The organism is Mailhella massiliensis (assembly GCF_900155525.1).
In the GTDB taxonomy this organism is placed as follows: domain Bacteria; phylum Desulfobacterota; class Desulfovibrionia; order Desulfovibrionales; family Desulfovibrionaceae; genus Mailhella; species Mailhella massiliensis.
Window position 1 is genome coordinate 165,154 of the sequence record NZ_LT706942.1, and the last position, 24,097, is coordinate 189,250.

Annotated in this window: 20 protein-coding genes, 1 tRNA gene and 2 pseudogenes; 18 read left to right on the plus strand and 5 right to left on the minus strand. The window is 58.7% G+C overall.

The annotated features are described in order from the left end of the window. Positions 1-43: 43 nt before the first annotated feature. Positions 44-511 carry an EVE domain-containing protein gene (locus CZ345_RS03150; protein ID WP_077071745.1) on the minus strand — a complete coding sequence of 156 codons (468 nt, stop codon included), beginning with the start codon at positions 509-511 and terminating at the stop codon, positions 44-46. Between the two features lie 262 nt (positions 512-773). Here CZ345_RS03150 and CZ345_RS03155 point away from each other — a divergent pair, with 262 nt between their 5' ends. The 16 genes and pseudogenes from CZ345_RS03155 to CZ345_RS03245 all read left to right on the plus strand — a co-directional run bounded on the left by CZ345_RS03155 (position 774) and on the right by CZ345_RS03245 (position 18,538). Further along, positions 774-1,148, plus strand: coding sequence for a hypothetical protein (locus CZ345_RS03155; protein ID WP_077071834.1), 375 nt, complete (start codon positions 774-776; stop codon positions 1,146-1,148). Between the two features lie 96 nt (positions 1,149-1,244). Then, a complete protein-coding gene (locus CZ345_RS03160) occupies positions 1,245-4,148 on the plus strand; it encodes an insulinase family protein (protein ID WP_077071746.1) in 2,904 nt (967 codons plus the stop codon). Between the two features lie 20 nt (positions 4,149-4,168). Continuing rightward, a complete protein-coding gene (locus CZ345_RS03165; protein WP_077071747.1) occupies positions 4,169-4,996 on the plus strand; it encodes a tetratricopeptide repeat protein in 828 nt (275 codons plus the stop codon). A 15-nt stretch (positions 4,997-5,011) separates the two neighbouring features. Beyond that, a complete protein-coding gene (locus tag CZ345_RS03170; protein WP_077071748.1) occupies positions 5,012-8,245 on the plus strand; it encodes a hypothetical protein in 3,234 nt (1,077 codons plus the stop codon). Positions 8,246-8,490: 245 nt separating this feature from the next. Beyond that, positions 8,491-8,964, plus strand: a complete 474-nt coding sequence (locus tag CZ345_RS03175; RefSeq protein WP_077071749.1) for a universal stress protein — start codon at positions 8,491-8,493, stop codon at positions 8,962-8,964. Positions 8,965-9,060: 96 nt separating this feature from the next. After that, entirely contained in the window at positions 9,061-10,179 is a 1,119-nt protein-coding gene (gene hisC, locus CZ345_RS03180; RefSeq protein WP_077071750.1) for a histidinol-phosphate transaminase, read from the plus strand. A 1-nt stretch (position 10,180) separates the two neighbouring features. After that, positions 10,181-10,861: pseudogene (gene cmk / locus CZ345_RS03185) on the plus strand ((d)CMP kinase); the annotation flags it as partial. A gap of 459 nt (positions 10,862-11,320) precedes the next feature. Beyond that, positions 11,321-12,202 carry a 4-(cytidine 5'-diphospho)-2-C-methyl-D-erythritol kinase gene (ispE, locus tag CZ345_RS03190; protein ID WP_077071752.1) on the plus strand — a complete coding sequence of 294 codons (882 nt, stop codon included), beginning with the start codon at positions 11,321-11,323 and terminating at the stop codon, positions 12,200-12,202. Positions 12,203-12,225: 23 nt separating this feature from the next. After that, positions 12,226-12,300, plus strand: a tRNA-Gln gene (locus tag CZ345_RS03195). 78 nt (positions 12,301-12,378) lie between these two features. Beyond that, on the plus strand, positions 12,379-13,314 hold the full coding sequence (locus tag CZ345_RS03200) for a ribose-phosphate diphosphokinase (RefSeq protein WP_077071753.1): 936 nt from the start codon (positions 12,379-12,381) through the stop codon (positions 13,312-13,314). A gap of 72 nt (positions 13,315-13,386) precedes the next feature. Next, positions 13,387-13,977, plus strand: coding sequence for a 50S ribosomal protein L25/general stress protein Ctc (locus CZ345_RS03205; protein WP_077071754.1), 591 nt, complete (start codon positions 13,387-13,389; stop codon positions 13,975-13,977). Between the two features lie 233 nt (positions 13,978-14,210). Then, positions 14,211-14,726 carry a crossover junction endodeoxyribonuclease RuvC gene (gene ruvC / locus CZ345_RS03215; RefSeq protein ID WP_077071756.1) on the plus strand — a complete coding sequence of 172 codons (516 nt, stop codon included), beginning with the start codon at positions 14,211-14,213 and terminating at the stop codon, positions 14,724-14,726. Positions 14,727-15,746: 1,020 nt separating this feature from the next. Then, positions 15,747-16,238, plus strand: coding sequence for a YchJ family protein (locus CZ345_RS03230; RefSeq protein WP_077071759.1), 492 nt, complete (start codon positions 15,747-15,749; stop codon positions 16,236-16,238). 334 nt (positions 16,239-16,572) lie between these two features. Further along, complete coding sequence (locus CZ345_RS03235; RefSeq protein WP_077071760.1) at positions 16,573-16,890, plus strand: TusE/DsrC/DsvC family sulfur relay protein; 318 nt, start codon at positions 16,573-16,575, stop codon at positions 16,888-16,890. Between the two features lie 156 nt (positions 16,891-17,046). Continuing rightward, positions 17,047-18,045, plus strand: coding sequence for an OmpA family protein (locus CZ345_RS03240; RefSeq protein ID WP_077071761.1), 999 nt, complete (start codon positions 17,047-17,049; stop codon positions 18,043-18,045). A gap of 76 nt (positions 18,046-18,121) precedes the next feature. Then, positions 18,122-18,538: a hypothetical protein gene (locus CZ345_RS03245; protein WP_144277222.1), complete on the plus strand. Its 417-nt coding sequence runs from the start codon at positions 18,122-18,124 to the stop codon at positions 18,536-18,538. Positions 18,539-19,243: 705 nt separating this feature from the next. Here CZ345_RS03245 and CZ345_RS16120 read toward each other — a convergent pair. From CZ345_RS16120 to CZ345_RS16840, 4 genes and pseudogenes are all read right to left on the minus strand, one after another. Continuing rightward, positions 19,244-19,998 (minus strand): IS5 family transposase gene (locus CZ345_RS16120; protein WP_239446597.1). Its coding sequence is split into 2 segments (ribosomal slippage): positions 19,244-19,665 and positions 19,665-19,998, totalling 756 coding nucleotides; the frame shifts between segments, so codons are not numbered across the junction. Positions 19,999-20,062: 64 nt separating this feature from the next. Further along, a pseudogene (gene tnpA, locus CZ345_RS03265) lies at positions 20,063-20,262 on the minus strand (IS200/IS605 family transposase); the annotation flags it as partial. A 260-nt stretch (positions 20,263-20,522) separates the two neighbouring features. Further along, a complete protein-coding gene (locus tag CZ345_RS03270) occupies positions 20,523-21,755 on the minus strand; it encodes an RNA-guided endonuclease InsQ/TnpB family protein (RefSeq protein ID WP_077071765.1) in 1,233 nt (410 codons plus the stop codon). Positions 21,756-21,918: 163 nt separating this feature from the next. Next, positions 21,919-22,083, minus strand: a complete 165-nt coding sequence (locus CZ345_RS16840; protein WP_154674797.1) for a hypothetical protein — start codon at positions 22,081-22,083, stop codon at positions 21,919-21,921. A gap of 237 nt (positions 22,084-22,320) precedes the next feature. Here CZ345_RS16840 and CZ345_RS03275 point away from each other — a divergent pair, with 237 nt between their 5' ends. Next, complete coding sequence (locus CZ345_RS03275; RefSeq protein ID WP_077071766.1) at positions 22,321-22,701, plus strand: RidA family protein; 381 nt, start codon at positions 22,321-22,323, stop codon at positions 22,699-22,701. Positions 22,702-22,872: 171 nt separating this feature from the next. Further along, complete coding sequence (locus tag CZ345_RS03280) at positions 22,873-24,090, plus strand: dicarboxylate/amino acid:cation symporter (protein ID WP_077071767.1); 1,218 nt, start codon at positions 22,873-22,875, stop codon at positions 24,088-24,090. Positions 24,091-24,097: the final 7 nt, after the last annotated feature.

Genomic DNA, 24,097 nt, shown 5'->3' on the forward strand with positions numbered 1-24,097 from the left:
GCCGGGCCTGCCTCATGCAGGCAGGGGAGGGCGGAAGGAGGGGTCAGTTGAGGCTTTCTCCCGCCATGTCGAGAATATGCCTGAAGTGCCTCTCTTCCACGGGCTGCACCGAGAGACGGCTGCCGCGCCGCAGAAGTTCCATGCCTTCCAGCGCATCCTCGCGCCGCAGCTCTTCAAGGGGAAGCGGTTTTTTCAGGCGGCGGACCAGCTTGACGTCCACCATGTACCAGCGGGGGTCTTCGGGCGTGGCCTTTTCATCAAAGTGACGGTTCTTCGGGTCCTGCGCGGTATGGTCGGGGTAGGCTTCACGCACCACTTCCACCACGGCCACGATTTCCGGCTTCTTGCCGCTGTGATAGAAGAAGCCGAGATCGCCCTTTTTCATGGAACGCATGAGATTGCGGGCCTGATAGTTGCGCACGCCGTCCCACGAGGTGACGGCATCCTGCGAGAAGATGAGATCATCCAGGGAAAAACAGCCGGGTTCTGTTTTAAAAAGCCAGTATTGCATGGGAAATCCTTGCCTTGAGGTGAGGGAACGTGGTTTTTATATACGGTTGCGCCCGGACTAAGGCAAGAAGGCGCAGCCTGGGAACGCTTTTTTCTCTGACGGCGAAAAAAGGCGCCTTTGGGGGCAATATGCGCGTACATAAAATTAAACATAATATATTTCCATAAGTTACCAATATCAACATTGACACTTTCCGGCAGGCAATGCTATGGAGGACAAAAAGGGCCTCTGCCCGTTTTATGTTGTCGGAAATGGAGATGTCATGGTCGCCGCAATGAATGAACTGGAAAAAGTCACCCTGCATCTGGAGAATGGGGCCAGCCTCATGTTTCATGGCCGTCTGTTTTCCGAGGCCGTGTGGTACGATGAATACAGCGGCGAGCTGACCCATCAGAAGCTTTACGTCACGGATCAGAACGAACAGGTCTACGTCATCCAGAAGGGCGGCGGGGACCGGAATCTCTGCAGGGCCTACCGCATGGCGGTGCATGGCGAGCGCTGCGTGATCTATAACGGGCGCTACTCCATGGAACTGCCTCTCGATCTTCTGCTTCTTGCCGTGCGTACGCTCTGCGGAACGGAAGACGGCCCGGCTCTGGAACAGGCGGAAGAAATTCTTCGCGCCGCCAACTGCTGACGGATGTCTGCGTCTGCCCGCAGGGGCCTTGCGGCGACCTTGCGACGGGCCGCCGTTTTCATTTTGAACTTGAGAAAAGATATATAAGGAAACAACATGAACAGCCATGGATTCCTCCTTGTCAGAGAAGAGAAGATGCACGAAGTGGGCGGCGTCGTCCGCCTCTGGAAGCACGAGGTCACCGGGGCCGAGCTGCTTTCCGTCTGCAACGACGACGAAAACAAGTCCTTCGGCGTAAGCTTCCGCACGCCCCCCAGGGATTCCACGGGCGTAGCCCACATCCTTGAGCATTCCGTGCTCTGCGGCTCCGACAGGTATCCGGTGAAGGAACCCTTTGTGGAACTGCTGAAAAGCTCCCTTCAGACCTTCCTGAACGCGCTTACCTTCCCCGACAAGACCTGCTACCCCGTGGCGAGCTGCAACCTTCAGGATTTCTACAACCTGATCGACGTGTATCTCGACGCCGTCTTTCATCCCCGCATCGATGAAAACGTGCTCCGCCAGGAAGGCTGGCACATCGAGACCGATTCTCCCGACGGTGTCTGGCAGTTCAAGGGCGTGGTGTTCAATGAAATGAAGGGCGTGTATTCCTCGCCCGATTCCGTGCTCATGGAAGAATGCCAGCACGCCGTTTTCCCCGACATGCTCTACAGTCTGGATTCCGGCGGCGATCCTGCCGTGATTCCCACCCTCACCTTCGAGGCCTTCCGGGAATTTCACGCCGCCTACTACCATCCTTCCAACGCGCGCTTCTTCTTCTGGGGGGACGATGCGGAAGAGGAACGCCTTGCCCGCATCGCCGGTGTGCTCGCTCCCTATGAACGGCGCGAGGTGTCTTCCGAAGTGCCGCTGCAGGCGCGTCTTTCCACGCCGCGCCTGCTGGAGATTCCCTATGCCGCTTCGGAAGGAGAGGAGGCCGACAGGGCTCATGTGGCCGTGAACTGGCTGCTGTGCGAATCGAAGGACACCGAGGAAATGTTCGTGCTGAACATGCTGGAGCACATCATTTCCGCGCTTCCCGGTTCCCCCCTGCGCAAGGCGCTCATGGATTCCGGCCTCGGCGAGGACATTTCCGGCTGCGGCCTTGAGGGCGACCTGCGTCAGGCCTACTTCTCCATGGGGCTGCGCTCCATTGATGCGAAGGACGCCCCCGAGGTGGAACGCATCATGATGGAAACTCTGGCGGACCTTGCGGAGAACGGCGTCCCCGCTCCGGCTGTGGAAGCGGCCCTCAATTCTCTGGAATTCATGCTGCGTGAAAACAATACCGGTTCCTTCCCCCGCGGACTTGCGGCCATGTTCCGCAGTCTGTCCGACTGGCTGTACGACGGCGACGCCTTTGCGCCCCTTGCCTGGGAAAAGCCTCTTGCCTCCATCAAGAAGCGTCTTGCCGGGAGCGAGCCCGTGTTTGAGAACGCCATACGCCGCTGGTTCCTCGACAATACGCACCGCGTCACCGTGCTGCTCACCCCGGACGTTTCCCTTGCCGCAGCCCGTCAGGCTGCGGAAGACGCGAAGCTGGAAGAGCTGCGCAGGGGCATGAGCGAAGAGGAACGTGCGAAGGTGGCGGATATTGCGCAGGCGCTTCGCGCCGCGCAGCAGACGCCCGATTCCGAGGAGGCGCTGAACACGGTGCCGAGCCTCGGCAAGGAGGATCTGCCGAAGAACAACGCCGTCATTCCCTGCGAGGTGGAGAGCTGCGGCACGCTTGACGTGGTGACCCATGCGCTCCACACCACGGGCATTCTTTATGCGCGGCTCGCCTTCGATCTTGCCGCCGTGCCCTCGCGCCTTCTGCCTCTGGTGCCGCTGTACGCCCGCGCGCTGACGGAACTCGGCACGAAGCGCCGCGACTATGTGGATCTCGGCTTTGAAATTTCCGCCCATACCGGCAGTCTGGGGGCCGGAGCCGTGGTGCTTCCGCGCGCCGCCGACGCCTCCGTGGTCTCCTTCCTTTCCGTATCCGGCAAATGCACGGCGGACAAGGTGGAGCGCATGGCCGCTCTCATGGAGGAAATTCTTTCCGAGCCTGATTTCGACAACCGCGAACGCTTCACGCAGATGGCCCTTGAGGAAAAGGCCCGCATGGAGCAGGCCGCCGTGCCCTCCGGGCATGTTCTGGTGAACACCCGTCTGAACGGCCGCCTTTCGACCGTGGGCCGCATTTCCGAGGAAATGAACGGCGTGAACGCGTTCTTTTATGTGCGCGACCTCATCCGCAGGCTGGAAGAAGACTGGGAGAGCGTGCGTGCCGATCTTGCGGAGCTGCACGGGCGCATCGTGCGCCGTGAGGGCGTGAAGCTCGACATGACGGCGGACGGGGCGCTGCTTGCCGGTGCGCGCGGCGTGCTGGAGAAGCTGGCGCGGAATCTGCCTTCCCGCCCCGCGGAGCGCTGCGCGGTGGAGCTTGCGGAACTTCCCGGAGCCGAACTTCTGAGCATCCCGGCGCAGGTGAACTATGTGGGCCTCGGCCTTTCCCTGAAGGGGACGGGGTACCGTTACAGCGGTTCGCAGGCGGTGATTCTGCGTCATCTGCGCATGGGGTATTTGTGGGACCGCGTGCGTGTGCAGGGCGGGGCCTACGGGTGCTTTGCCCGGTACGGCCGCTCCACCGGGGCCTTCACCTTCGCTTCCTACCGTGACCCCAATGTGGCGAATACCCTCAGGGTGTACCGGGAAACGGCGGACTACCTCGGCAACCTTTCCCTTTCCGAGGCGGACATCACCCGTGCGGTGGTGGGCGCCATAGGCGATGTGGATTCCTACATGCTTCCCGGCGCGAAGGGTTCCGCGGCGTTTTCCCGCTGGATGGCGGGAGAATCCGAAGAGGAACGTCAGCGCATCCGCGAGGAAATTCTCGCCACGCGTCTTGCCGATTTCCATGATTTCGCGCCCTATCTTGCTTCCGCGCTGGAAAAGGCCGTGCCCTGCGTGCTGGGCGGCAGTGATGCCGAGGCCGTGGCGGACGCCGAGGGCTGGACGAAAACGCGGATTCTGTAGACCGGTGCCGGGAGTACGTCATGAAGAATGAAAAGACCCGCGGCGTCATGCTGACCAGTTCCGCCGTGATACTGGGCCTTGCCGCCTTTGCCGCCGGTTTCGTATGCGGAAATCTGACGGCGGAATACAAGGATGCGGGGCGGGGCGTGCAGGTTCCCGTCGTCGCTTCTCCCGCAGTCGCTCCGGCAGCCGACGCGGCGGGGGACGAACATATACGGCACCTTCGGGAAGAGGCCATGGCGGAACCCGGCGATGCCGGACGCTGGACGAAGCTCGGCAACGCCTGCTTTGATGCGGGCGATGCCGAAGGCGCCATAGAAGCCTATCAGGCCTCCCTGCGGCTGGAACCCGGCAATGCCGACGTGCGCACGGATATGGGTTCCATGTACCGCTTGAAGGGCGAACCTCTGCGCGCCGTGGAAAGCTACGAACAGGCTCTGCGCGACATGCCCGGGCATAAGAACGCCGTGTTCAACAAGGGCGTGACGCTGCTGCTCGACCTGGAAAAGCCGGAAGAGGCCGTGGCCTTCTGGAATGCCGTACTTGCGGAAAATCCCGACTTCACCCTGTCCAGCGGCGAACCTCTGAAAAAGGTCATGCCCGCGCTTGCGGTGGATGCCGGGCTTCAGCTTGAAGCGCATGACCGGAAGGAAACGGCGCTGCGCGCCTATGCCGAGGCTCTGAAACTCGACGCCTCCTTCGCTCCCGCGCTCGTACACCGCGCGTGGCTGCTGGAGAACATGGGCCGCGCTTCCGAGGCCCTGCCTCTGTGGAAGCGCGTACTGGAGCTTCATCCCGACGCCACCGACCCTGCGGGCAGGCCTGTCCGCGACCGCATCAAGAAGTAATCATACGGGATTGTCATGTTTCCGTTTTCTTTTTCCCTGTTTCGCATGACGGCGGTGCTTCTGGCGCTTCTCTGGATGCCTGCGCCCCTTCATGCCGGGCCGGAAGAGGCGGCGGTGCTTGTGGCCGAGCCCGCTCCCGCCGTGGCCCTTCCCGAAGAAGTGCTCATCCGGGCGGATGTACAGCCTGCGCCGCCTCCCCCGCAGGAGAAGCGCTCCACGGCCTCGCGTCTGCCCGTGCTTTCCCTCCTTTCCATGCTGCCGGACGGAAAGGGTGCTCTGAGCGTGGAGGAGGCTTCCGACAGAATCCAGGAATTCACGCCTTATCATGTCGGTCCTCTGTCGCGCGAAACGGGTACGCTCTGGCTGCATCTCGATCTTGCCGACGTGCGGGACGAAGCGCCGCATACGCTGTGGCTGGATCTCGGTACGCAGGCGCCTTCCGGCGTATCGGTATGGCTTTCCTCCGACGGCAGAAACTGGAACGGCGCCCGGGCAGAAACGACGGGTGTGTATGAACTGACTTCTGCCGGAAGGCGGGGGCAGGTGCTCATACGCATGGACGGTCTGCCGGGCCTGTGGTTCCGCCCCGCGCTCTGTTCGCTGCCGGTGGTCATGCACTCTCCCGAAAGGCTGGCGCATGTCGTTTCCCTGGCATCGCTGGGACTTCTCGGCGCGCTCTGCCTGCTGCTCAGCCTCACCGAGCGCGGAGAAGGCAGATTCTGGACGGCGGTTCTCGCCTTTGCGGCTCTGGTACAGGGCCTCTGGGGCATTCCTTCCGCTTCTGCGGGAACCATGGGCGCAACTTCCTTTGCGGGCATGTTCGCAGCGGGAGTGGCGCTCTTCATGATGCCCCATGCGGGCAGAGTGCTCATGCGCACGCGCCTTGCCTCGCCTTTCGTGGATGTACTGTATCTTGTCTTCGCCCTGCCCGGAGCCTGCGCCGCCATCGTGCCGCTTCTGCCCGGCATGGCATGGACGGCAAGGCTGCTTTCCCTGTGGCCGCTGGCCGCGCTTCTTTACTTCGTGCCTGCGCTGCTGCTTGCTCTGCGCGGCGTGCAGGGAGGCGTGCCCTTCCTTTTCTCCTGCCTCTTCATGGGCGGCGGAGCCGCCGTTTCCCTGTGGGGCGTGGCGCACGGGCTGGAAAGTCCGTGGTGGGGCGTGAGCGTGCTGGCCGGGCAGGTCATCGGACTGCTCTTTCTTTCGTCCGCCGCGCCGCATAAGGAAGCCCTTGCCGGCGCGTCGTCTTCGGAACTCGACATTGCGGAACGTCGACTGCCGGAAGTCAGGGCCAATACCTATAGGGACAACAGCCTTGCGGCGCTGCGTCGTGCCTTCCGCGGAACGGTGGAGGAGCTCTTCGACGAGGCCTGCCGTCTGGATCAGGCGCTTACCAGGGCCGGAGTGGACAGAGAGAAGGTGGACATCATGACCCATGCCGACGGCATGGTGGCCGCCGCGCGCAGACTTTCCGAAAGTGCGCTCGACCTGCCCGCCGCAGCCATGCTGCCCGAAGCCTCCATGCAGGTGTTCGAGCTGCGTCAGGTCATACGGAAGGCCTTTGCTTCGGTGGCGGACGAGGCGGAAAAGAAGGGGCTCGGCCTTGCCTGGTATGTGGCTCCCCAGCTGGGGCAGAAGTTCCGGGGCGATGCCGCCCGCCTCACCGCGCTGCTTTCCCTGCTGCTCGCCGATTCCGTGCGTGCCGCCTTCAGGGGAGCGGTGAGTCTGCATGTGCGCCGCTCCGGCGCGAGTACCCATCCGGGGCATCTGCAGTTCACGGTGTCCGACAACGGAGAGGGACTTCCTCCGCGGGGCAGGCAGAGTATGCTTATTTCCCGCGCATGGGAACTTGCCGCCGCCCACGGGGGAGATCTGTTCATCGACAGCACTCCGCAGGGCATGGAGCTTACCTTCAGCATGGAATGCGCGGCCATGGAGGCCGACGGAGTGACGGAAAAATCCGTACCTTCCGCGGAAGGCGCGGAAGCGCCCCGGCCGGAGGCTCCGCTCGTCATTCTTGCTTCTCCCGACGGGCTGAGCCGTCAGATGTATGCCCATTATCTGGAGGACATGGGCTTCTGCCTGTGGGAAGCGCGCGATGCGGAGGAGGCGGCGTCGCTGTACGCCTCGGCTCCCGCCGCGCTGGTGGTGTTCGACGGCAATCTCGGCGAAGAGGACATGGTGCAGGCTCTTGCGGCCATACGCATGTTCGAGGGAGAGCAGGCCCTCTCCGCCGCGCCCTTCCTGCTTCTTGCCCGCGATGACATGCAGGCGGAACGCATCGCCAAGGCCGGCTGCGACGAGGCCCTTATTCTGCCCGTGGTGCGCAGGGATCTGCGCGCCATGGCGAGATGGCTCATTTCCCCGACGCCGGAGAGACCCGTACTGAGCGCGGACCGCATTACTCTGGCAGCCGTTCTGGCCGGAGCCCATTCCGGCAATGCGCGTATGCAGCGCAAAGCCGTGCGCAAGGCGGAACCTGCGCCGAAGCCCGCTTCCTCTCCCGAAATGGCGGCGGAGCCGCAGAACGCCGCAGCAAAGCCGGAGGAAGCCGCCGCTGCTGCCGCGGCGGAGCAGGGCGCGCTTTCGCTGCAGGGAGAGGGGTCCCGGGAAAGAAAGGGCGGAACGTGGCTTTCCTCGCTGTTCCATTCCCATACCCGCCCTGCGGAGACGCAGGAGCGCGCAAAAGACGCTGCGGACGGCGCGGAGCCGGAAGAGAACGCCGTGGCCGTCCCTGCGGCGGACACAGCGCGCGGGACGCCGGAAGAGGAAGTGGTGGATCTTCTCGCCGAAGAGGTGCTGGTGGAGGAGAGCGGCGTACAGGAACTGACCAGCGACGATCTTGCTCCGGCCGTGGAGAAGAGCGTTTCCTCCCCGGAGGACGGAGAGGAGGAGCTCATAGAACTGGATGTTTCCCTCATCCATGAGGAAGGAACGCCCGTATCTTCCTCACCGGAGGAGCCTGCCGCTCCCGGGCGGGAGGCGGAAGAGGTTCTGGAGGAGATGGAATCGCCTTCGGGACGGATCGTGGAAGGACTGAACCGTATTTCCGAGGCGCTCATTCACGGCGACGTGCAGGCCATACGGGCCGGTTCGCGCGAGCTTTCCGCCACGGCGGACAGGTACGGGATGCATACGCTGGCCGACATGGCCCGCTGTTTCCGGGCCGCATGGGAGGAGGGCGATGTGGAGGCCGCCGCGCAGATCGTGGAGGAAATGCGCGCCGAAGCCGCGCGTCTGCAACGGCCGTAACGGCATACGGACAGCGCAGAACATGCGTTGATGTCCGCGAAAAGGAACATTGCGCCCGGGCCGGGGAAGAAACGTGTTTTTTCTCCGTGTCCGGGCTTTTCATATGTCTTCGTTTAAAAGTTTCCTCTTCTGCGTGAAGAGAGTTTTTTGCGTAAGGGAATACTTGCAACTTTGCTGGAAAGTTTTTATGATAAAGCCATGTTTAGGAGGCATCCTGCCCCGAACAAAGAAACAGAGGAGGCATTATGCCCAAGCTGCAGAAGATCATATGCGCGTTGGACCTTTCCGAGCACAGCAAGACGGTTGCGGAATATGCATGTATGCTGGCCAAGGCCATGAATGCCAGCATCGTGGCCGTATACGCGGCCCCTACGCTGACTCAGTACACGGGCTTCCACGTCCCGCCGAATACCATTGACAGCTTTGTGGGTGAAATTGTCTCCGGCGCGGAAAAGGCCATGGCCCAGTTCGTGTCCGAAAACTTCGAAGGCGTGGAAACCAAGGCCGAAGTGGTCGTCGGTTATGCCGCCGAGGAAATTCTTGAAATCGCGGCCAAGGAAGAGGCCGACCTCATCGTCATGGGCACCCATGGCCGCAAGGGCATCGACCGCATCCTGTTCGGCTCCGTGGCGGAACGGGTCGTCAAGAATTCCCATCTCCCCGTCCTGACCATTCGTCCTTCCGACAATTATACGGGCGGCGCGATCTATAAGGATTAACGCTTCATCAGATCGGGAACAGGGCTTTCCTTTTGCGGCTTCGTCCGGGGGAGGAAAGCCCTTTTTATTATCTTTTCCTTTTTTCAAGGTGTACCCATGAATCTCCCCTTTACCTCGTTCAACGACGTCCGCCCCGAGGTGGCGTCCTTCGAATCCTACGAACCCGGCCTCAGCATTGCCGAAATAGCCGGGCGTTACGGGCTTTCCCGAGTCATCAAAATGGCCAGCAACGAGAATCCGCTGGGCGTTTCTCCCCGGGTGCGGGAGGTTCTGGAAAAGAACATAGGGCAGGCCTTCCGTTATCCGCAGTCGGGCAATCCGCGTCTGGTGAAGGCGCTCGCCGCCTTTTACGGGGTGGATGCGGGGCGCGTGTTCGTGGGCAACGGTTCCGATGAGATCATCGATCTTCTTTTCCGGGTGCGCGCCATACCGGGCGTACACAACGCCGTCGCCTTCCGTCCCTGCTTCGGTCTGTACCCCACTCAGGCGAAGATGGCGGGCGTGGAACTGCGCCAGGCTCCCTTGAAGCCCGATTTCTCCTTCGATTTCCCCGGCCTTCTGAAGCTGGTGGACGAAAACACCACCCTTGTCATCGTCACATCGCCGGACAATCCTTCCGGCCGGGCCGCCTCGGCTGACGAGCTGGCCGCTCTGGCGAAGGCGCTTCCGCCCGCCTGCCTTCTGGTGGTGGACGAGGCCTATATCGAATTCGCCGGGCCGGAACATTCCCTGCTGCCGCGCCTCGGCGAACTGCCCAACGTGGCGCTCATGCGTACCTTTTCCAAGGTGTACGGCCTTGCGGGTATGCGCATAGGCTACGCCATCCTTCCTCCGGCCATAGCCGACTACATGTGGCGCGTACGCCTGCCGTTTTCGCTCAATATTCTGGCCGAGGAAGCGGCGCTGGCCGCTCTTGAGGATGCCGGGTTCCGGGAAGACACCATCGCTCTTGTGCAGCGCGGCCGCAGGGCGCTCACCGACGGGCTGCGCTCCATGGGCTGCGAAGTGTTGCCCAGCATGTCGAACTTCCTCATGTTCCGTACGCCGGAAGGCACGGCGGACGTGAAGACCCTGCACGGCGAACTGCTGCGCCGGGGCATCATCATCCGCGCGCTGGGCGGCTATCATCTGCCGGACTGGCTGCGCGTGAGCGTGGGCACCGATGAGGAAAACGAACTCTTCCTGCGCCATGTGCGTGAAATTCTGGGGGCCTGATATGACAGACGATGTTTACGGCGTCATTACCATGGACGGCCCCGCAGGCGTGGGCAAGAGCACGCTGGCCCGCCGCCTTGCTGCGGAACTGGGCATAGCCTACCTCGATACGGGCGCCATGTACCGCACCCTCGGGCTGCGCCTCGGCGCGGCTTCCGCCGATATGGAGGAAGCGGTCCTGCGCGCCCGCTGCCGGGAATACCGTTTCAGTCTGGAAACGCCGGAAGGGGGGGGCGCTCCGCAGCTCTGCTGCAACGGCGTGCCCGTAGGCGCGGAGATCCGCACGGAAAAGGCCGGGCGTCTGGCTTCTCTCGTGGCGCGGCTGCCGGTGCTCCGGGAAGAGCTTCAGCGCGCGCAGCGCGAGATGGGGGAGGACAGCTCCCTTGTGGCCGAAGGCCGCGACATGGGCACCAAGGTTTTTCCTGCGGCAAGGCACAAGTTCTTTCTCGACGCGAGACCGGAAGTGCGTGCCCGCCGCCGCTATCTGGAGCTCGAGGCCCGCGGCGCGCTGAACGGCGAAACGCTGGAAGGCATACAGCGGGGCATTGAGGAGCGCGACGCGCAGGACAGGGGCAGGGCCGTGGACCCGCTGCGTCCTGCGGAGGACGCCGTCATCGTGGATACGTCCGATCTGGATCTGGAAGGCGTGCTTCGCGTGCTTCTCGACGCCGTGAACACGAAGCAGGCGCAGTCTCCCTCCGGGAAGGGCGCGCATGTCCATGCCTGCGTGCGCATGGTGCTTTCCCCCGAGGCCTGCCTTATGCTGCGGGACGAGGCGAAACGGGCGGAACTTTTCACCCTTGCCCGTGAAGCAGGGTTCAAAGCCGCAGCGGCCGTTTCCGCTTCCCCCCGAGGCGCGGAGCTTTCCTGCTTCGTGAATGAGGAAGGGATGTTCGTGGCCGTGGCCGAGGCGGAAGAAGGGCCTCATGCTAGGCTGTACGCCCTTGCCGCTGCGCAGGCCGCAGCGGCGGCTCTTGCCGGAGAACTGCCGGAAGAGTCCGTGGCCATCGAGGCCTGTCTCGAGCACCGGAAGGAAGGCTGAGTCGGCCGGGCCTCCCCGTCGCAGGGGAAGGCCCCTGAAAGGGAATCTTTTACGCCGGGCCGCGGAAAGCGCCGTGGCCGGAAGCCTCCGGGAGACGCCATGGGGAAGGAAAGCTTTTTCGCGGGTGAGGAAACGGTTCGCGCCACGGGCAAAATCAACCTTTTTCTGTTCATCACGGGCAGGCTCTCCAACGGCTACCATGAACTGGAAACGCTGTTCGTGCCTCTGCCGGGGCCTGCGGATACGCTTGTCTTCCGAAGCGGCGGCCGGGAGCGCGGCCTTCTGGTGCGCTGCGACACTCCGGGGATAGATCCCGGGCGGAACACGCTCACCCGCGCCTATGATCTGTATGCGGAAGCTTCGGGCTTTGCCCCGGCCGTGGATGTGGAACTTGTCAAGGGCATTCCCCACGGGGCGGGACTCGGCGGCGGAAGCGCGGACGGCGCGGCGGTGCTCCTCTGGCTTCAGCGCCATGCGCCGCAGCCTCTGCCGGAAGAGACGATGACGGCGCTTGCCGCGCGCGTGGGGGCGGACGTTCCCTTTTTTCTCAGGGGCAGGCCCTGCCTCGCCGAGGGCATAGGAGAGAAGCTTTCCGAGGCGGAAAGCGGCGTGGAAGGCATGAGCTGCGTCCTTGTCTGCCCGCATGTTCATGTCGATACGGCATGGGCCTATGCCGCGTGGGACGCAGAAATGATGTCATTTTCCTTGACAGAGAAAACGAAGGCAGATAAAAATAACCGTTCAAGTTACCAGTCATTCTATGGCAAGAACGACTTCGAACCTGTGGTTTTTGCGGCTCATCCTGAACTGGCGGCATTAAAAATGCAGTTATTACGGGAGGGTGCGGATATCGCGGGTATGAGTGGAAGCGGTTCGGCACTGTTCGGACTTTTCCGTAATCCTGAACGCGCGGCTCAAGCCGTCCGCACGCTGCGGGAAAGAGGAGAAGAGGCGGAAGTGTTCGGCCCTTTCCTTTTGTGAGTCATCCTGCCGGCTGGAAATGTTGGGGTGTCGCCAAGTGGTAAGGCAGCGGGTTTTGGGTCCGCTATTCGCAGGTTCGAATCCTGCCGCCCCAGCCATGTGTCGTTATGTTTCGGCCTCGCCTGGCGGCGGCGCTCTGTATCTTTTGGATACTTTACTCAGGAAGGCATGCTCCTATGTACGGCGACCTTAAAATTCTCACGGGTACGGCCAATCCACAGCTGGCCATGGATATTTGCGACCACCTTGGCTGCTCCCTCACGCCTGCGCTCTGCACGACGTTCAGCGACGGCGAGCTGCGTGTGGAAATCGGCGCCAGCGTGCGCGGGCATGACGTATTCGTCATTCAGTCTACCTGTGCCCCGGCCAACAAGTCCCTCATGGAACTGTGCCTCATCCTCGACGCCCTGAAGCGTGCCAGCGCCGGCCGCATCACGGCCGTCATTCCCTATTTCGGCTACGCCCGTCAGGACCGCAAGGTCAGCCCCCGTGCGCCCATCAGCGCCAAGCTCGTTTCCGACTTCCTCACCGTGGCGGGCGCTCAGCGCATCGTGACGGTGGACCTGCACGCCGGTCAGATTCAGGGCTTCTTCAACTGCCCTGTGGACAACCTGTACGCCCGCCCCGTGCTGCTGAAGAAACTCAGCGCCCTTTCCGGCGAGATCGTCATGGTCTCTCCCGACGCCGGCGGCGTGGAACGTGCCCGTTCCTTCGCCAAGAAGATGGACGCCAGCCTTGCCGTCATCGACAAGCGCCGCGACCGTCCCAACCAGGTGGCGGAAATGCACATCGTCGGCGATGTCGCCGGCAAGACGGCCGTGCTTGTGGACGACATGATCGATACCGCGGGCACCATCTGCACCGCCGCCAACATCCTCATGGAAGGCGGCGCCAAGGAAGTGTATGCCTGCGCGACCCATGCCGTGCTTTCCGGCCCTGCCTGCGAGCGCCTCAATGATTCTCCCTTCAAGGAAATCATCGTAACCGACACCATTCCGCTCGGCGACCATGCCGCCCAGTGTGAAAAGCTCCGCGTGGCTTCCATCGCCGGAGTTCTGGCCAAGAGTATCCGCAATATTCACGACGGTTCTTCTGTCAGCGCCCTGTTCTAAATCAGGGGATTGAAGACGATATATCGCGCCGCGCCCCGTTCGACGGGAGACGGCCCATAAGGAGAAAGCATCATGTCCGAACTGAAAACCCTTTCTGTGAAGAAGCGTACCGCTTTCGGCAAGGGCGCCAATCGCCGCCTTCGTACCGAAGCTCTGGTGCCCGGCGTCTACTACACCGCCGACGGCCAGAATATCGCCGTTCAGATGGCTGAACTGCCCCTCACCAAGATCTACGAACAGGTGGGCCGCACCAACGTCTTCCAGCTGGAAATCGAAGACGAAAACGGCGTCAAGACCCTGCACCCCGTGTTCGTGTGGGACGCTCAGTACTCCCCCGTGAAGAACACCTTCACCCATGTCGACTTCTTCGGCGTGGATCTTGACAAGGAAATCAAGGTCAAGGTGCAGGTGGAATATGTGGGCACCCCCAAGGGCGTGAAGATGGGCGGCACCATGGAAACCTACCGCGACGAAGTGGTTCTTTCCGCCAAGCCCGCCGATATGCCCCGCAAGGTCAGCCTCGACGTTTCCGGTATGGAACTCAACCAGACCATCCGCGTTTCCAACATGCCCCTGCCTGAAGGCGTGAAGGCCGTGTACAAGTCCGACTTCACCATGGTCTCCGTGTTCATGGAAGGCGCTGAAGAAGCTCCCGCCGAATAATCGGCGCGCAGGCTTTGCATATCCGGCCGGGACAGATTTTCTGCCCCGGCCTTTTTTCTGCGCCGGGCAGGCGCCGCGGCTTCCGGTGCGAGACGCTCTTCCGGGATGACCGTTTCCCGTTTTTTCTTCCGGGATACGCACCGGGCCTGTCCGAATGGAACCGTGTTTCGAGTTTCTTCCGCGACTTTTCGGCGTAAGGAACCCGTCTGCAATGTTTTTCGCAAGAGGCAGCCATGTCCCTTTCCTCTTCCAGAGGCGTTTCCGTTCTCGGCATAGACCCGGGTTCCAACATCACGGGCTGGGGTATCGTGCGCGAATGCTCGGGTCGGCTGGAACTGGTGGCCAACGGCGCTTTGCGTGTGAAGGGCGCCACCTTCCCCGAACGTCTTGCCTGCATCTATCACGGCCTGCACGACATCATTGAGGAGTATCGTCCCGATGAGGCGGGGGTGGAGCAGGTGTTCACGGCCAAGAACATCGCCTCCACCATCAAGCTGGCGCAGGCCAGGGGTGCGGCCATAGCGGCCTGTGCCTCCTTCCGTCTTGCCGTACAGGACTATGAACCCACGCTGGTGAAAAAGACGCTCGTGGGCACGGGCAGGGCGGAAAAGGAGCAGGTGGCCTTCATGGTGGCGCGTCTTCTGGGCAGGACGCATATCGAAGGCCCGCTGGACAGTTCCGACGCGCTGGCCATAGCCGTGTGCCATCTTACGCTGCGCCGTTTCCGTCGGCTGGAAGACATGGCCTGAAAAGCCTGAGGCTGCTTCGGCGGAAGCTTCGGCCGTATTCGGAAAAGGCCGCGGCTTCGCATGTCCGGCATACGCGTTCTTCCCCGGAACGTCTTCTTTTTCCGCGAAAACGAACGGCAAGCCCGGCATCCTCCCTTCCGGCGTCTTCTTTGCGGCGGACGGAGACCGCTTTCGGGACCATACGGAAAATTTTCTCCGCAACGCCCATGGCGGCGCAGGCTGGGAGCCTCTGTGCGTTGCCGCGCGGGCGGAAGCAGACTTCCATGACGGAATGCTTCCCGCGGAAGAGAGGAGCTGCCGCCGGAACGTATGCCCCTGCGGCATGTTTTTCTGAGAACCGTTCCGCTCCGCTTCGGAAAGGGGCGTGTCAAAATTTCTGCTCTTTGCCGGGAAGCTTTCTTCCCCGGGCCGGGTTCTGCCTCCGGCATGGCGGGACAGAGAAGGGGATTTCCCCGGAACCGGGGGCTTCCGACAGTTTTCTGGCTTTCGGCGCGCGATATGCGCGGGAAATTCCGGCGTGTCCGGCAGGAAGAAGGGAAGACGCGCGTCTTTTTTTTTCTCGGTTCCGGTCAGGAAAAGGGGAGCGGGGGCGTTTTTTTCCCTGTTCCGTCGTTCTGCGGTCTGAAAAACGGGGCGGAAGCATATTTTTTCGGAGAAGCCGGCCAGTTCTTCCTTCTGCGCCGGCCATGTTTTTTTCCGGGGTTCAAAAATTTTTCAGCCCGTCTGCACCACTCTTCCGCAGACGGGGCGGGCGTTCAAAAAAAAATACGGATTTTGTCCCTTTTTCAGGAGATAAAACGGGAGGTAAAAATATAACATGCTGTTTTTATATGTGAAAATAAAAATATATCATGTTTGGCATGAAATTTGCATAATAGATGGTACATTCCTTTGGAAATCCATCAACACCACTCGCCCGTCGGCTTCCCTCTCCGGCGGGCTTTTTTCTGCCCTCTGCGGACTTGTGTTCTGATGAAAATGCGGGCACACTGCGCGCAAACCTTTTTGGAGGAGACGCCTATGAGTCTTTGTCCCTGTGGCTCCGGTCTGGAACTGGATGCCTGCTGCGGCCAGTATATCGAAGGAAAGGCCAAGGCCCCCACGGCCGAAGCCCTCATGCGTTCGCGCTACACGGCCCATTGCCTCGGCCGTTACCAGTATCTCACGGATACCACGCATCCTCAGTTCCGCGAAGATGCCTCTGCCGACGAGATCAAGGAATGGTCGTCCATGATGACCTGGGAAGGCCTTGAAATCATGGAGACCGTCGACGGCGGTGAGAACGACACCACGGGCGAGGTGAAGTTCAGCGCTCATTACAGCGTGCAGAACGTGCCCCAGGAACTGCGCGAGGACGCCTTCTTCCGCAGGGAAGGCGACGAATGGTTCTATGTGGAAGGCAACGTGTACGCCAAGCAGCCCGTCCGCCGCGAAACTCCGAAGATCGGCCGCAACGATCCCTGCCCCTGCGGCAGCGGCAAGAAGTACAAGAAGTGCTGTATGCCCCGCTAGGGCCTGCGTGCTGAGAAGCGCCTCCGGGCGCTTCCCTGTTTTCCCGCCGGAGGAAAAGGGGAAGCTTGAGAAAACCCTTGCGTCCCGGCGCAAAACAAGGTATTAGGCTTCTTCGGCGGGTACATCGTGAAGTGTCTTTCGGGGATTTCCCCGTTCAGGTGAGACTCTTTGCGGCCCGGGCAAAAAGAATCGCCGGCAGGGCTTGTCATTTCCCCCTATTTGTGGCAGGCTGTCGTGAACAGAAGGAACGGCATTCTTTTTTCCTTTTCGTATGTGAGCCTGCATCTTGTGCAGGCAATTTCCCACAGTCCCAACATGTCCAAGGAGGACGCGCATGGCTGAAGTTTCTTTCCAGGGAAAGACCTTTGAAGTCGACGAAGACGGTTTCCTGCTTCGCTTCGAAGACTGGTGCCCTGAATGGCTCGAATTCGTGAAGGAATCCGAAGGTATTCCGGAACTCACCGCCGATCATCATAAGGTTATCGACTTCCTGCAGGACTACTACAAGAAGAATGGTATCGCCCCCATGGTGCGTATCATGTCCAAGAACACCGGCTACAAGCTGAAGGAAATCTACGAACTGTTCCCCTCCGGCCCCGGTAAGGGCGCCTGCAAGATGGCCGGTCTGCCCAAGCCCACCGGCTGCGTGTAAACCGGTATTCTTGTGCTGATCGCATAGCGGACAGCTTTAGGAAAAGGCGAAAGAGCTTCTCTTTCGCCTTTTTTTCTACTTGCCTGCGTGCAGAGCCTTTGATAGAGATGTAGGTATCCGAGTTTGCCATAACATTTTAAGTTGATGGAGGATTCCATGAAAACGTTTCGTCATGCGCTGTTTGCTGCGGCCCTGGTGATGGGGATTGCCTCTGCCGCTCAGGCTGCGGATCTTGTCCGTAAGGTGGACAGCTTCGATCTTCTGGCCGATCAGTCCGGTTCCATGATGATGAAGTCCGACACGTTCAAGATGACCAAGGCCGCCGCCGCCAAGCAGGTTCTCGCCGCCGTGAATGAAGCCATTCCCGACCTCGGCTACAAGGCCTCCCTGCACACCGTTGCTCCCGCGGGCCGCGTGGTTGCCTATGGCGACTGGGATCGTTCCGCCATGGCCGAAGGCATCGCCTCTCTTGAAGACGCCGGCGCGGTGTTCGGTCGTATGACTCCCATGGGCGACGGCCTTGCCGTCAACTCCGGCGACTATGCCTCCATGGCCCGTCCTACCGCCATCGTGCTCGCTTCCGACGGCGCCAACAACCTCGGCGTCGATCCTGTGGCCGAAGCCGCCGCCATCTACCAGGCTCAGCCCGGCATCTGCTTCCACATCATCTCCTTTGCCGACACTGAAGAAGGTCAGGCCGTTCTCGACAAGATCGCCGGTCTGAACTCCTGCTCCGTGTCCGTGAAGGGCGCCGACCTCATGGCCGACCAGAACGCTCTGAACCAGTTCGTGGCCGACGTGTTCTACACCGGCGCTGCTGCTGAAGAAGCTCTGGTGCTCCATGGCGTCAACTTCGCCTTCGACTCCTATGCCCTCGACGCCAAGGCTCAGGGCATCCTCGACGAAGCCGCCGCCGTGCTCAAGGAAAAGAACGTGCACGTCACCCTGGAAGGCTGGACCGACTCCATCGGTACCGACGCCTACAACAAGGTTCTCTCTCAGAACCGCGCCAATACCGTTAAGGCGTATCTCGTGGAACAGGGCGTTCCTGCTTCCAAGCTGACCGCCATCGGCATGGGCAAGTCCTTCAAGTACGACAACGCCACCGAAGAAGGCCGTTACCTGAACCGTCGCGTTGAGCTGCTTTTCAACTAATTTTTGAGCCTCTATAATCAAAGGGGCCCGGTTTTCCGGGCCCCTTTCTGCTTTCTGCAAGAACGGAGTTTCCTTCATGTTGCGTAAGTGTTGGATGGGTATCGTTTTCTGTGGTCTGCTTCTGCTGGACCCCTGCTCTTCCTTTGCGGCTAATGAATCCAAAATTCAGGCCGATCTCGACGCCTTCGTCAATCAGTACATCACCAGCGCCAACAAGCGCATGACCGTCAATCGTGCGCGTCCGCAGGTGTTCAAGCGCGGCTCCAAGTACATTGCCACGTTCACGGAAATCAATAGGCAGAGCGCCACGGCGCAGATGCGCAAGAGCAAGAGCAAGCATTTTGACTATGTGGCGACGCTCCGCTACGAAGAGCTTACCTTCGAGAGCGAGGGCAGCACCCGCAAGGAAGCTGCGAACGGTCAGTTCCGCTGCGTCAAGGTCCGCAAGCTGACGGAACTTCCCCGCTATGTGAAAGGCAAGTGGGAAAACTGATACACGCAGAAGCGACGCCCTATCGTCAACAGCCGGCTTTTCCGAGAGTTTCGGGAAAGTCGGCTGAATGTTTTAAAGGCCGTGTGTTCGGCATTCCGACGGGGCGGACAGGGCCGTCTCTGTCTGCGGGAACATGTTCTCGTCGTCTTCCGGTATAGGGGAGAGGCAGAAAACGGCAGGCGTTGCGGTCTGTTCCTTTAAGCTCCCTCGGCCGGGCGTGGGGGGGGAAAACGTATGGCTGTGATGCGTCAGAAAGCTTCTTTGGATTCCGGCAGAACATGGGGCGTTCCGGCAGTCATGCCCGGAGCAGGTCACAAGGCGTTCACGAGGGATGCCACAACGAAGCGGGCGCATACGGAACATGGCTGCCGGTTCCCATGGAGATGCCCCGAAATGCCGCAGACAGGCTTTCTCTGGCGAGAAGAAACAGGGCGCGGGGAAGATGACGAAGACCATGGGAGCGGAAGGGAGGAAGCATGGGGGAAGCGGATGTTGTTCCGGTCATGCCCGCAGGTTGTGGGACATGCCGCCGGAGACGGGCGTATCGTCGCATGTCGGGGCGTGGAAGGGGAAGCGCAGTCTGATGCCCTGCGGAAGCTTCGGCGCCCCTGATATCGCATCCGTGCGTTTTGCCGCCCGTTTCCTGTGTCGATGCGGCAGGGAAAAGCCAGACAACGATATCTGAGCACCTAGGTTTAGGACTCATTAAATATAAAAGATGACAATGGCAGCGAGACAAATGGCCGAAAAGAACGTGTGTGCACAACGGTCATAACGCATGGCTATTCTGCGCCAATCCTTGAGTCGGCCAAACATGATTTCTATCTTGTGCCGCTGCTTATAAACCTCCTTGTCATAGACCACCGGAGTTTTTCGGCTGTGTCTGCCAGGAATGCACGGCGTGATTCCTTTACGGGACAAGGCATGACGAAACCAGTCGGCATCATAGCCTCTATCCGCCAGAAGCTCCCCGGCCTGCGGCAGAGTATCAAGCAGGACAGCAGCGCCTTTGTAATCGCTCACCTGACCGCCGGACAGATGGAAGGCCAACGGTTGACCGAAGGCATTGCAGACAGCGTGGAGTTTTGAATTCAGGCCGCCTTTTGTGCGTCCGATACATCGGGAAAGGCCCCTTTTTTCAGCAAACTTGCTGCTGTCCTGTGTGCCTTGAGATGTGTGGCATCAATCATCAAGCGTGTTGTGGAGCCGTTTTGCTCAACAAGCTCCGCAAAAATCCTGTTAAAGACACCCAATCGGCTCCAGCGGATAAAACGATTGTAGAGAGTTTTGTATGGTCCATACTCGCGCGGAGCATCTTTCCATTGCAGGCCGTGCTTGATGACATAGATAATACCGCTGATGACACGTCTGTCATCGACTCTCGGAATGCCATGGGAACGTGGAAAGTAGCGTTTGATACGAGCAATCTGTTCATGAGAAAGATAAAAAAGTTCCTTCATGGCATCCTCCCTATGCCGACAATAAGAACTTCTTATCCTTTTGGCAAGTAATGAGTCCTGAGCCTAGCAACATATGGATATGGTCGGGACAAGATTCCGCTTCTACTATGTTTACCCCCCCCTCCATTCACATAATTTCCGCAATATTTCTCCAATGGACCTTTTCTTCTCACCATAGAAAACCTGTCGATGATATTTTGGTGCAAAGACTATGTGATATTTGCAGTTCCATTTCGTATGCGCTAACTTCTTTGTGTCACCCATTGTGACCTCCTTTTGATTTGCTTATGGGCGCAGTTGCCAGACCGCACCTCTTTCTTAACAAATCAAAAGGAGTGTTTATAACTTACGCATAACTATAAGTTTTCGGGAACCCCCAGCCTAGCTGGGGGGCTTTTAACCAATCAAACCGCCCCTTGAAGGGGCGGTCCTAACTGTCTCTTCATATTATATGATTAAATCAAACAACCGTTTGACATCCTCCCCGGCCTGAAGGTCGGAGAGTCCTATCGGTAGCGTCCTATTCAGGCCGCCCCACAGGTGGGTTCCTGATTCAACGCGGGCGCTTGAGCCCTTCCCGATCCACAGGCTGCCACGGCCTGCCCGGCCGCCAGTATATTCAATGCCGCATTGTGGTCGGCGTTACTCTCGAAACCGCAGGCCGTACATCTGAAATCAGCCTGAGTTCTTCTGCTGCGCGCATCTGTATGCCCGCATCTGCTGCATCTCTGGCTGGTGTGCTGCGGCGGTACGGCTATCAGTCTTCCGCCCAGCCATTTCAGCTTGTAGTCGAGCTGCCTGCGGAACTCAAACCACCCTTGGTCAAGAATGGAGAGATTCCTGCGGGCTGTCGCCCAAACATTATGTCCGGGAGCCTCGATGGTTCCGGCAGCTGCACGCGTCATATTTCTCACATGAAGATCTTCAACTATCACGACAGCGTGGTTCTTGCTGATCGTGGTAGAAGTCTTGTGCAGAAAGTTATGACGCACGTTGGCTATTTTCCGGTGCAGGTGCTGGACTCTGGCTTTCCTCTTCTGCCAGTTGGCGGAAAACCTGGTTCGTTTGGCAAGCTTCCGCTGGAGTTTCACCAGCTTCTTCTCATACCTTCTGAAGCTGTTCAGAGGCTTAATACAAGTGCTATCGGACAGGGTGGCAAAATTGACCACTCCCATGTCTACGCCTATGGCTGTTACCGAAGGATGAATCGGATCATCAACTTCACGCTCGGTCTGAATGGACACATACCACTTGCCCGCCGAATAGGACACCGTGGCCTGTTTGGGCTTGCCTTCCATCTTTCGGCTGTTTCGGTAGCTCACCCAGCCGATTTTCGGAAGATATATGCGGCTGTTGGGTTCATCCAGCTTGAAACCACGCGTTCTGGAAGAATCCTCCAGTCTTCCGCCTTGAGGAAAGCGGAATGAGTCGTGAACACCTTTTTTCTTGAATTTTGGGAAGGTGGCTCTTCTGGAGAAAAAATTCCGATATGCCCGATCAAGATCCATCAGAGTCTGCTGAAGAATCTGGGCGTTAATTTCTTTAAGAAAAGAAGTTTCTTCTTCCTGCTTCCAGTCACGAAGATGAACACACAGGTTTGAATAGCCAAGACGTCTGCCTGTTTCCTCATAGGCTTCTTTTTCAAGAGCAAGCGCTTTATTCCAAACGAAACGGCAGCCCCCGGCAAACCTTCTCATGAGGCTCTTCTGGGCTGCTTTCGTCTTCAGTTGGAATTTATACGCTTGTAGTCTTTTCATGAGAACATCATACGATATTTCTCAGGGAATTAAAAGATGAAATTCCAGTCAAGGTGCGCCTTATATCCTCCCCCTGAAGGGAGAGGTTTTACGGCGCGCTGGATAAAATTATTGAATTAACCTTCAACACTTAAAATGTGATTTTTCGTCCAATCTGATTACGCTACTGCACCAATATCGGTGTCGGACTTGAAATTCCTGTCATCATGGTGGTCATCAGCATGCACCTTGCCTTCCTTACGCCTGCTGCCAGCTTCAGCGCCGCACTGCTGCATGGCAATGAGTGGGCCAGCACCAAGAGCATCTGGAAGTCTTCACCAATAGTCATTGTGCTTTCCTGGATACTGTTGAGCGTAGTTATTGCAGGTATGGGTATGTTCATGTTCTAACACAACAGATTCCTTGATAAAATTATGACTATGAAAAGAGCCTGGGAGTCCCCGAGCTCTTTTCTTTTTTCTCTTCTGAGGGCGGATCCTGTCTTGACAATATGTGAGGATAGTCTAAAATGTCGACATTCGATTGTGAAAAAGTTTTTTAACCTGCAAATCAAAAGGATGGGAACATGGACATCAAAGTCATTTCCACTGACATGGCCCCGGCCGCGATTGGACCTTACTCACAGGGAACTCGCGCCGGAAACATGGCATTCTTTTCCGGTCAGCTGGGTATTGATCCTGCCACCGGAAAGCTTGCGGAAGGAGGCGTAAAAGCCCAGGCAGAGCAGTCTTTGAAGAATATCAAGGCTCTTCTCGAATCCATCGGCGCTACTCCTGCAAACATCGTCAAGACTACCATTTATCTTGTCGATATAGCCGATTTTACCGTAGTGAATGAAGTATATGCCAAATTCTTCGATGGAGTTTATCCTGCGCGCTCCTGTGTCGCTGTTCACCAGCTGCCGATGAACGGACAAGTGGAGATCGAAGTAACGGTTGCCTGTTAGATTTTAAAGTGGCAAAGGCTGTCTGAACGTTATTCAACTCACAAGGTATAACGAACAAATTTCGTCAATGATGTATCCAAGGAGCTGTGTATGGCAAAAAAAGGATAGTAACCAAGTAATATGAGCGAAATTACGAAGTACATCCCATAAACAATGTGTAACGGGTAAAGTATGAAAAAATTTAGTGATACGACATGGGTTATGATAGGCATGCTTGGTGGCCTGGCCGGTGGGCTGCTGCTCGGTCCTACCATGGGAGAAATCAAATTTATCGGTGATATTTTCCTGCGCCTTATTCAGATGTCCATCTCCGTTCTGCTTGCCGGGGCGGTTATTGAAGCAGTGGGTGCTTTGAAGTCACAGGACCTTGGAGTCCTTGGCGGAAAAACGCTCTTGGTGTTCTTCATCACGACAATTATTGCCTCCATCAGTGGCTTGGTGATGGTGAACATCCTTCAGCCTGGCATCGGTATTCCCGCCATCGCTGGCATGGAATACAAAGGTGGTTCAGAAGTTATGAGCTGGGGAGCAGCTATCACCGAGTTCTTCCCCAAAAATATTGTAGAGAGTATGGCTAAGGGCTCCACTGTACAGATCATTGCCTTCTCCATGGTCTGCGGTGTTGCGCTCAGCTTGGCCAATACTACCGAAGAAGGTGGACGTGCACTTGAGATGGTTCGCAGTGTCAACACCATTATCCTTGGCATGATGCACCTTATTCTCAAAGTTGCTCCTATCGGTGTCTTTGCTTTGCTTGGCTGGGTTACGGGTGTCGTCGGTATTGCTGTTGTTCTCCCTCTGCTCAAGTTCCTTTTGGCCCTTTTCATCGCCGCCATAGTTACTTATCTGTGCATGCTGTTTTGTGTATGCACATATGCCCGAATTTCACCCTTCACGTTTACCCGTAAGCTCTACCGTATGGGTATGATTGCCTTCAGTACGACTTCCAGCGCAGTGGCCCTTGCTGTGGAAATGGAAGACTGTGAAAAACGCTATGGTGTGGACCCCAGAGTGACCCGTCTGGTTCTTCCCCTCGGCATGACGTTGAGCAGCGCCGGTCTCGCTCTGTATTTGGCTGTTGCCTGCGTCACCATGTTCCAGTTCTTTAATCTTGACGCATCGTTAGCCACCCAGTTCCGTGTTGTGGTTATGTCTACTCTGGCCACCCTTGGTACGGCCAGTGTGCCCGGTGGTGCGCTTGTATCCCTTGCCATCGTATTCCCCACCGTAGGTATCCCGCTCGAAGGTATCGCTATATTGGCTGGTGTTGACCGCTTCTCCGATATGATTCGTACTCCCATGAACGTTTTCTGCGACGTAGTTGCTGCTGTAGCCGTCGCGTCCAGCTCTCATCTGCTCGATAAGGAAACATTCAAAAACGTTGCATAGCTTTACA

Excerpts from the sequence above, each read along its gene's own strand:
- ruvC (WP_077071756.1), top strand. The coding sequence starts at position 14,211 with ATGTCCCTTTCCTCTTCCAGAGGCGTTTCCGTTCTCGGCATAGACCCG.
- CZ345_RS03270 (WP_077071765.1), bottom strand. The coding sequence starts at position 21,755 with ATGAAAAGACTACAAGCGTATAAATTCCAACTGAAGACGAAAGCAGCC.
- CZ345_RS03240 (WP_077071761.1), top strand. The coding sequence starts at position 17,047 with ATGAAAACGTTTCGTCATGCGCTGTTTGCTGCGGCCCTGGTGATGGGG.
- CZ345_RS03160 (WP_077071746.1), top strand. The coding sequence starts at position 1,245 with ATGAACAGCCATGGATTCCTCCTTGTCAGAGAAGAGAAGATGCACGAA.
- CZ345_RS03155 (WP_077071834.1), top strand. The coding sequence starts at position 774 with ATGGTCGCCGCAATGAATGAACTGGAAAAAGTCACCCTGCATCTGGAG.
- ispE (WP_077071752.1), top strand. The coding sequence starts at position 11,321 with ATGGGGAAGGAAAGCTTTTTCGCGGGTGAGGAAACGGTTCGCGCCACG.
- CZ345_RS03200 (WP_077071753.1), top strand. The coding sequence starts at position 12,379 with ATGTACGGCGACCTTAAAATTCTCACGGGTACGGCCAATCCACAGCTG.
- hisC (WP_077071750.1), top strand. The coding sequence starts at position 9,061 with ATGAATCTCCCCTTTACCTCGTTCAACGACGTCCGCCCCGAGGTGGCG.
- CZ345_RS03235 (WP_077071760.1), top strand. The coding sequence starts at position 16,573 with ATGGCTGAAGTTTCTTTCCAGGGAAAGACCTTTGAAGTCGACGAAGAC.
- CZ345_RS03150 (WP_077071745.1), bottom strand. The coding sequence starts at position 511 with ATGCAATACTGGCTTTTTAAAACAGAACCCGGCTGTTTTTCCCTGGAT.
- CZ345_RS03170 (WP_077071748.1), top strand. The coding sequence starts at position 5,012 with ATGTTTCCGTTTTCTTTTTCCCTGTTTCGCATGACGGCGGTGCTTCTG.
- CZ345_RS03165 (WP_077071747.1), top strand. The coding sequence starts at position 4,169 with ATGAAGAATGAAAAGACCCGCGGCGTCATGCTGACCAGTTCCGCCGTG.
- CZ345_RS16840 (WP_154674797.1), bottom strand. The coding sequence starts at position 22,083 with ATGACTATTGGTGAAGACTTCCAGATGCTCTTGGTGCTGGCCCACTCA.
- CZ345_RS03175 (WP_077071749.1), top strand. The coding sequence starts at position 8,491 with ATGCCCAAGCTGCAGAAGATCATATGCGCGTTGGACCTTTCCGAGCAC.
- CZ345_RS03205 (WP_077071754.1), top strand. The coding sequence starts at position 13,387 with ATGTCCGAACTGAAAACCCTTTCTGTGAAGAAGCGTACCGCTTTCGGC.
- CZ345_RS03275 (WP_077071766.1), top strand. The coding sequence starts at position 22,321 with ATGGACATCAAAGTCATTTCCACTGACATGGCCCCGGCCGCGATTGGA.
- CZ345_RS03230 (WP_077071759.1), top strand. The coding sequence starts at position 15,747 with ATGAGTCTTTGTCCCTGTGGCTCCGGTCTGGAACTGGATGCCTGCTGC.
- CZ345_RS03245 (WP_144277222.1), top strand. The coding sequence starts at position 18,122 with ATGTTGCGTAAGTGTTGGATGGGTATCGTTTTCTGTGGTCTGCTTCTG.
- CZ345_RS03280 (WP_077071767.1), top strand. The coding sequence starts at position 22,873 with ATGAAAAAATTTAGTGATACGACATGGGTTATGATAGGCATGCTTGGT.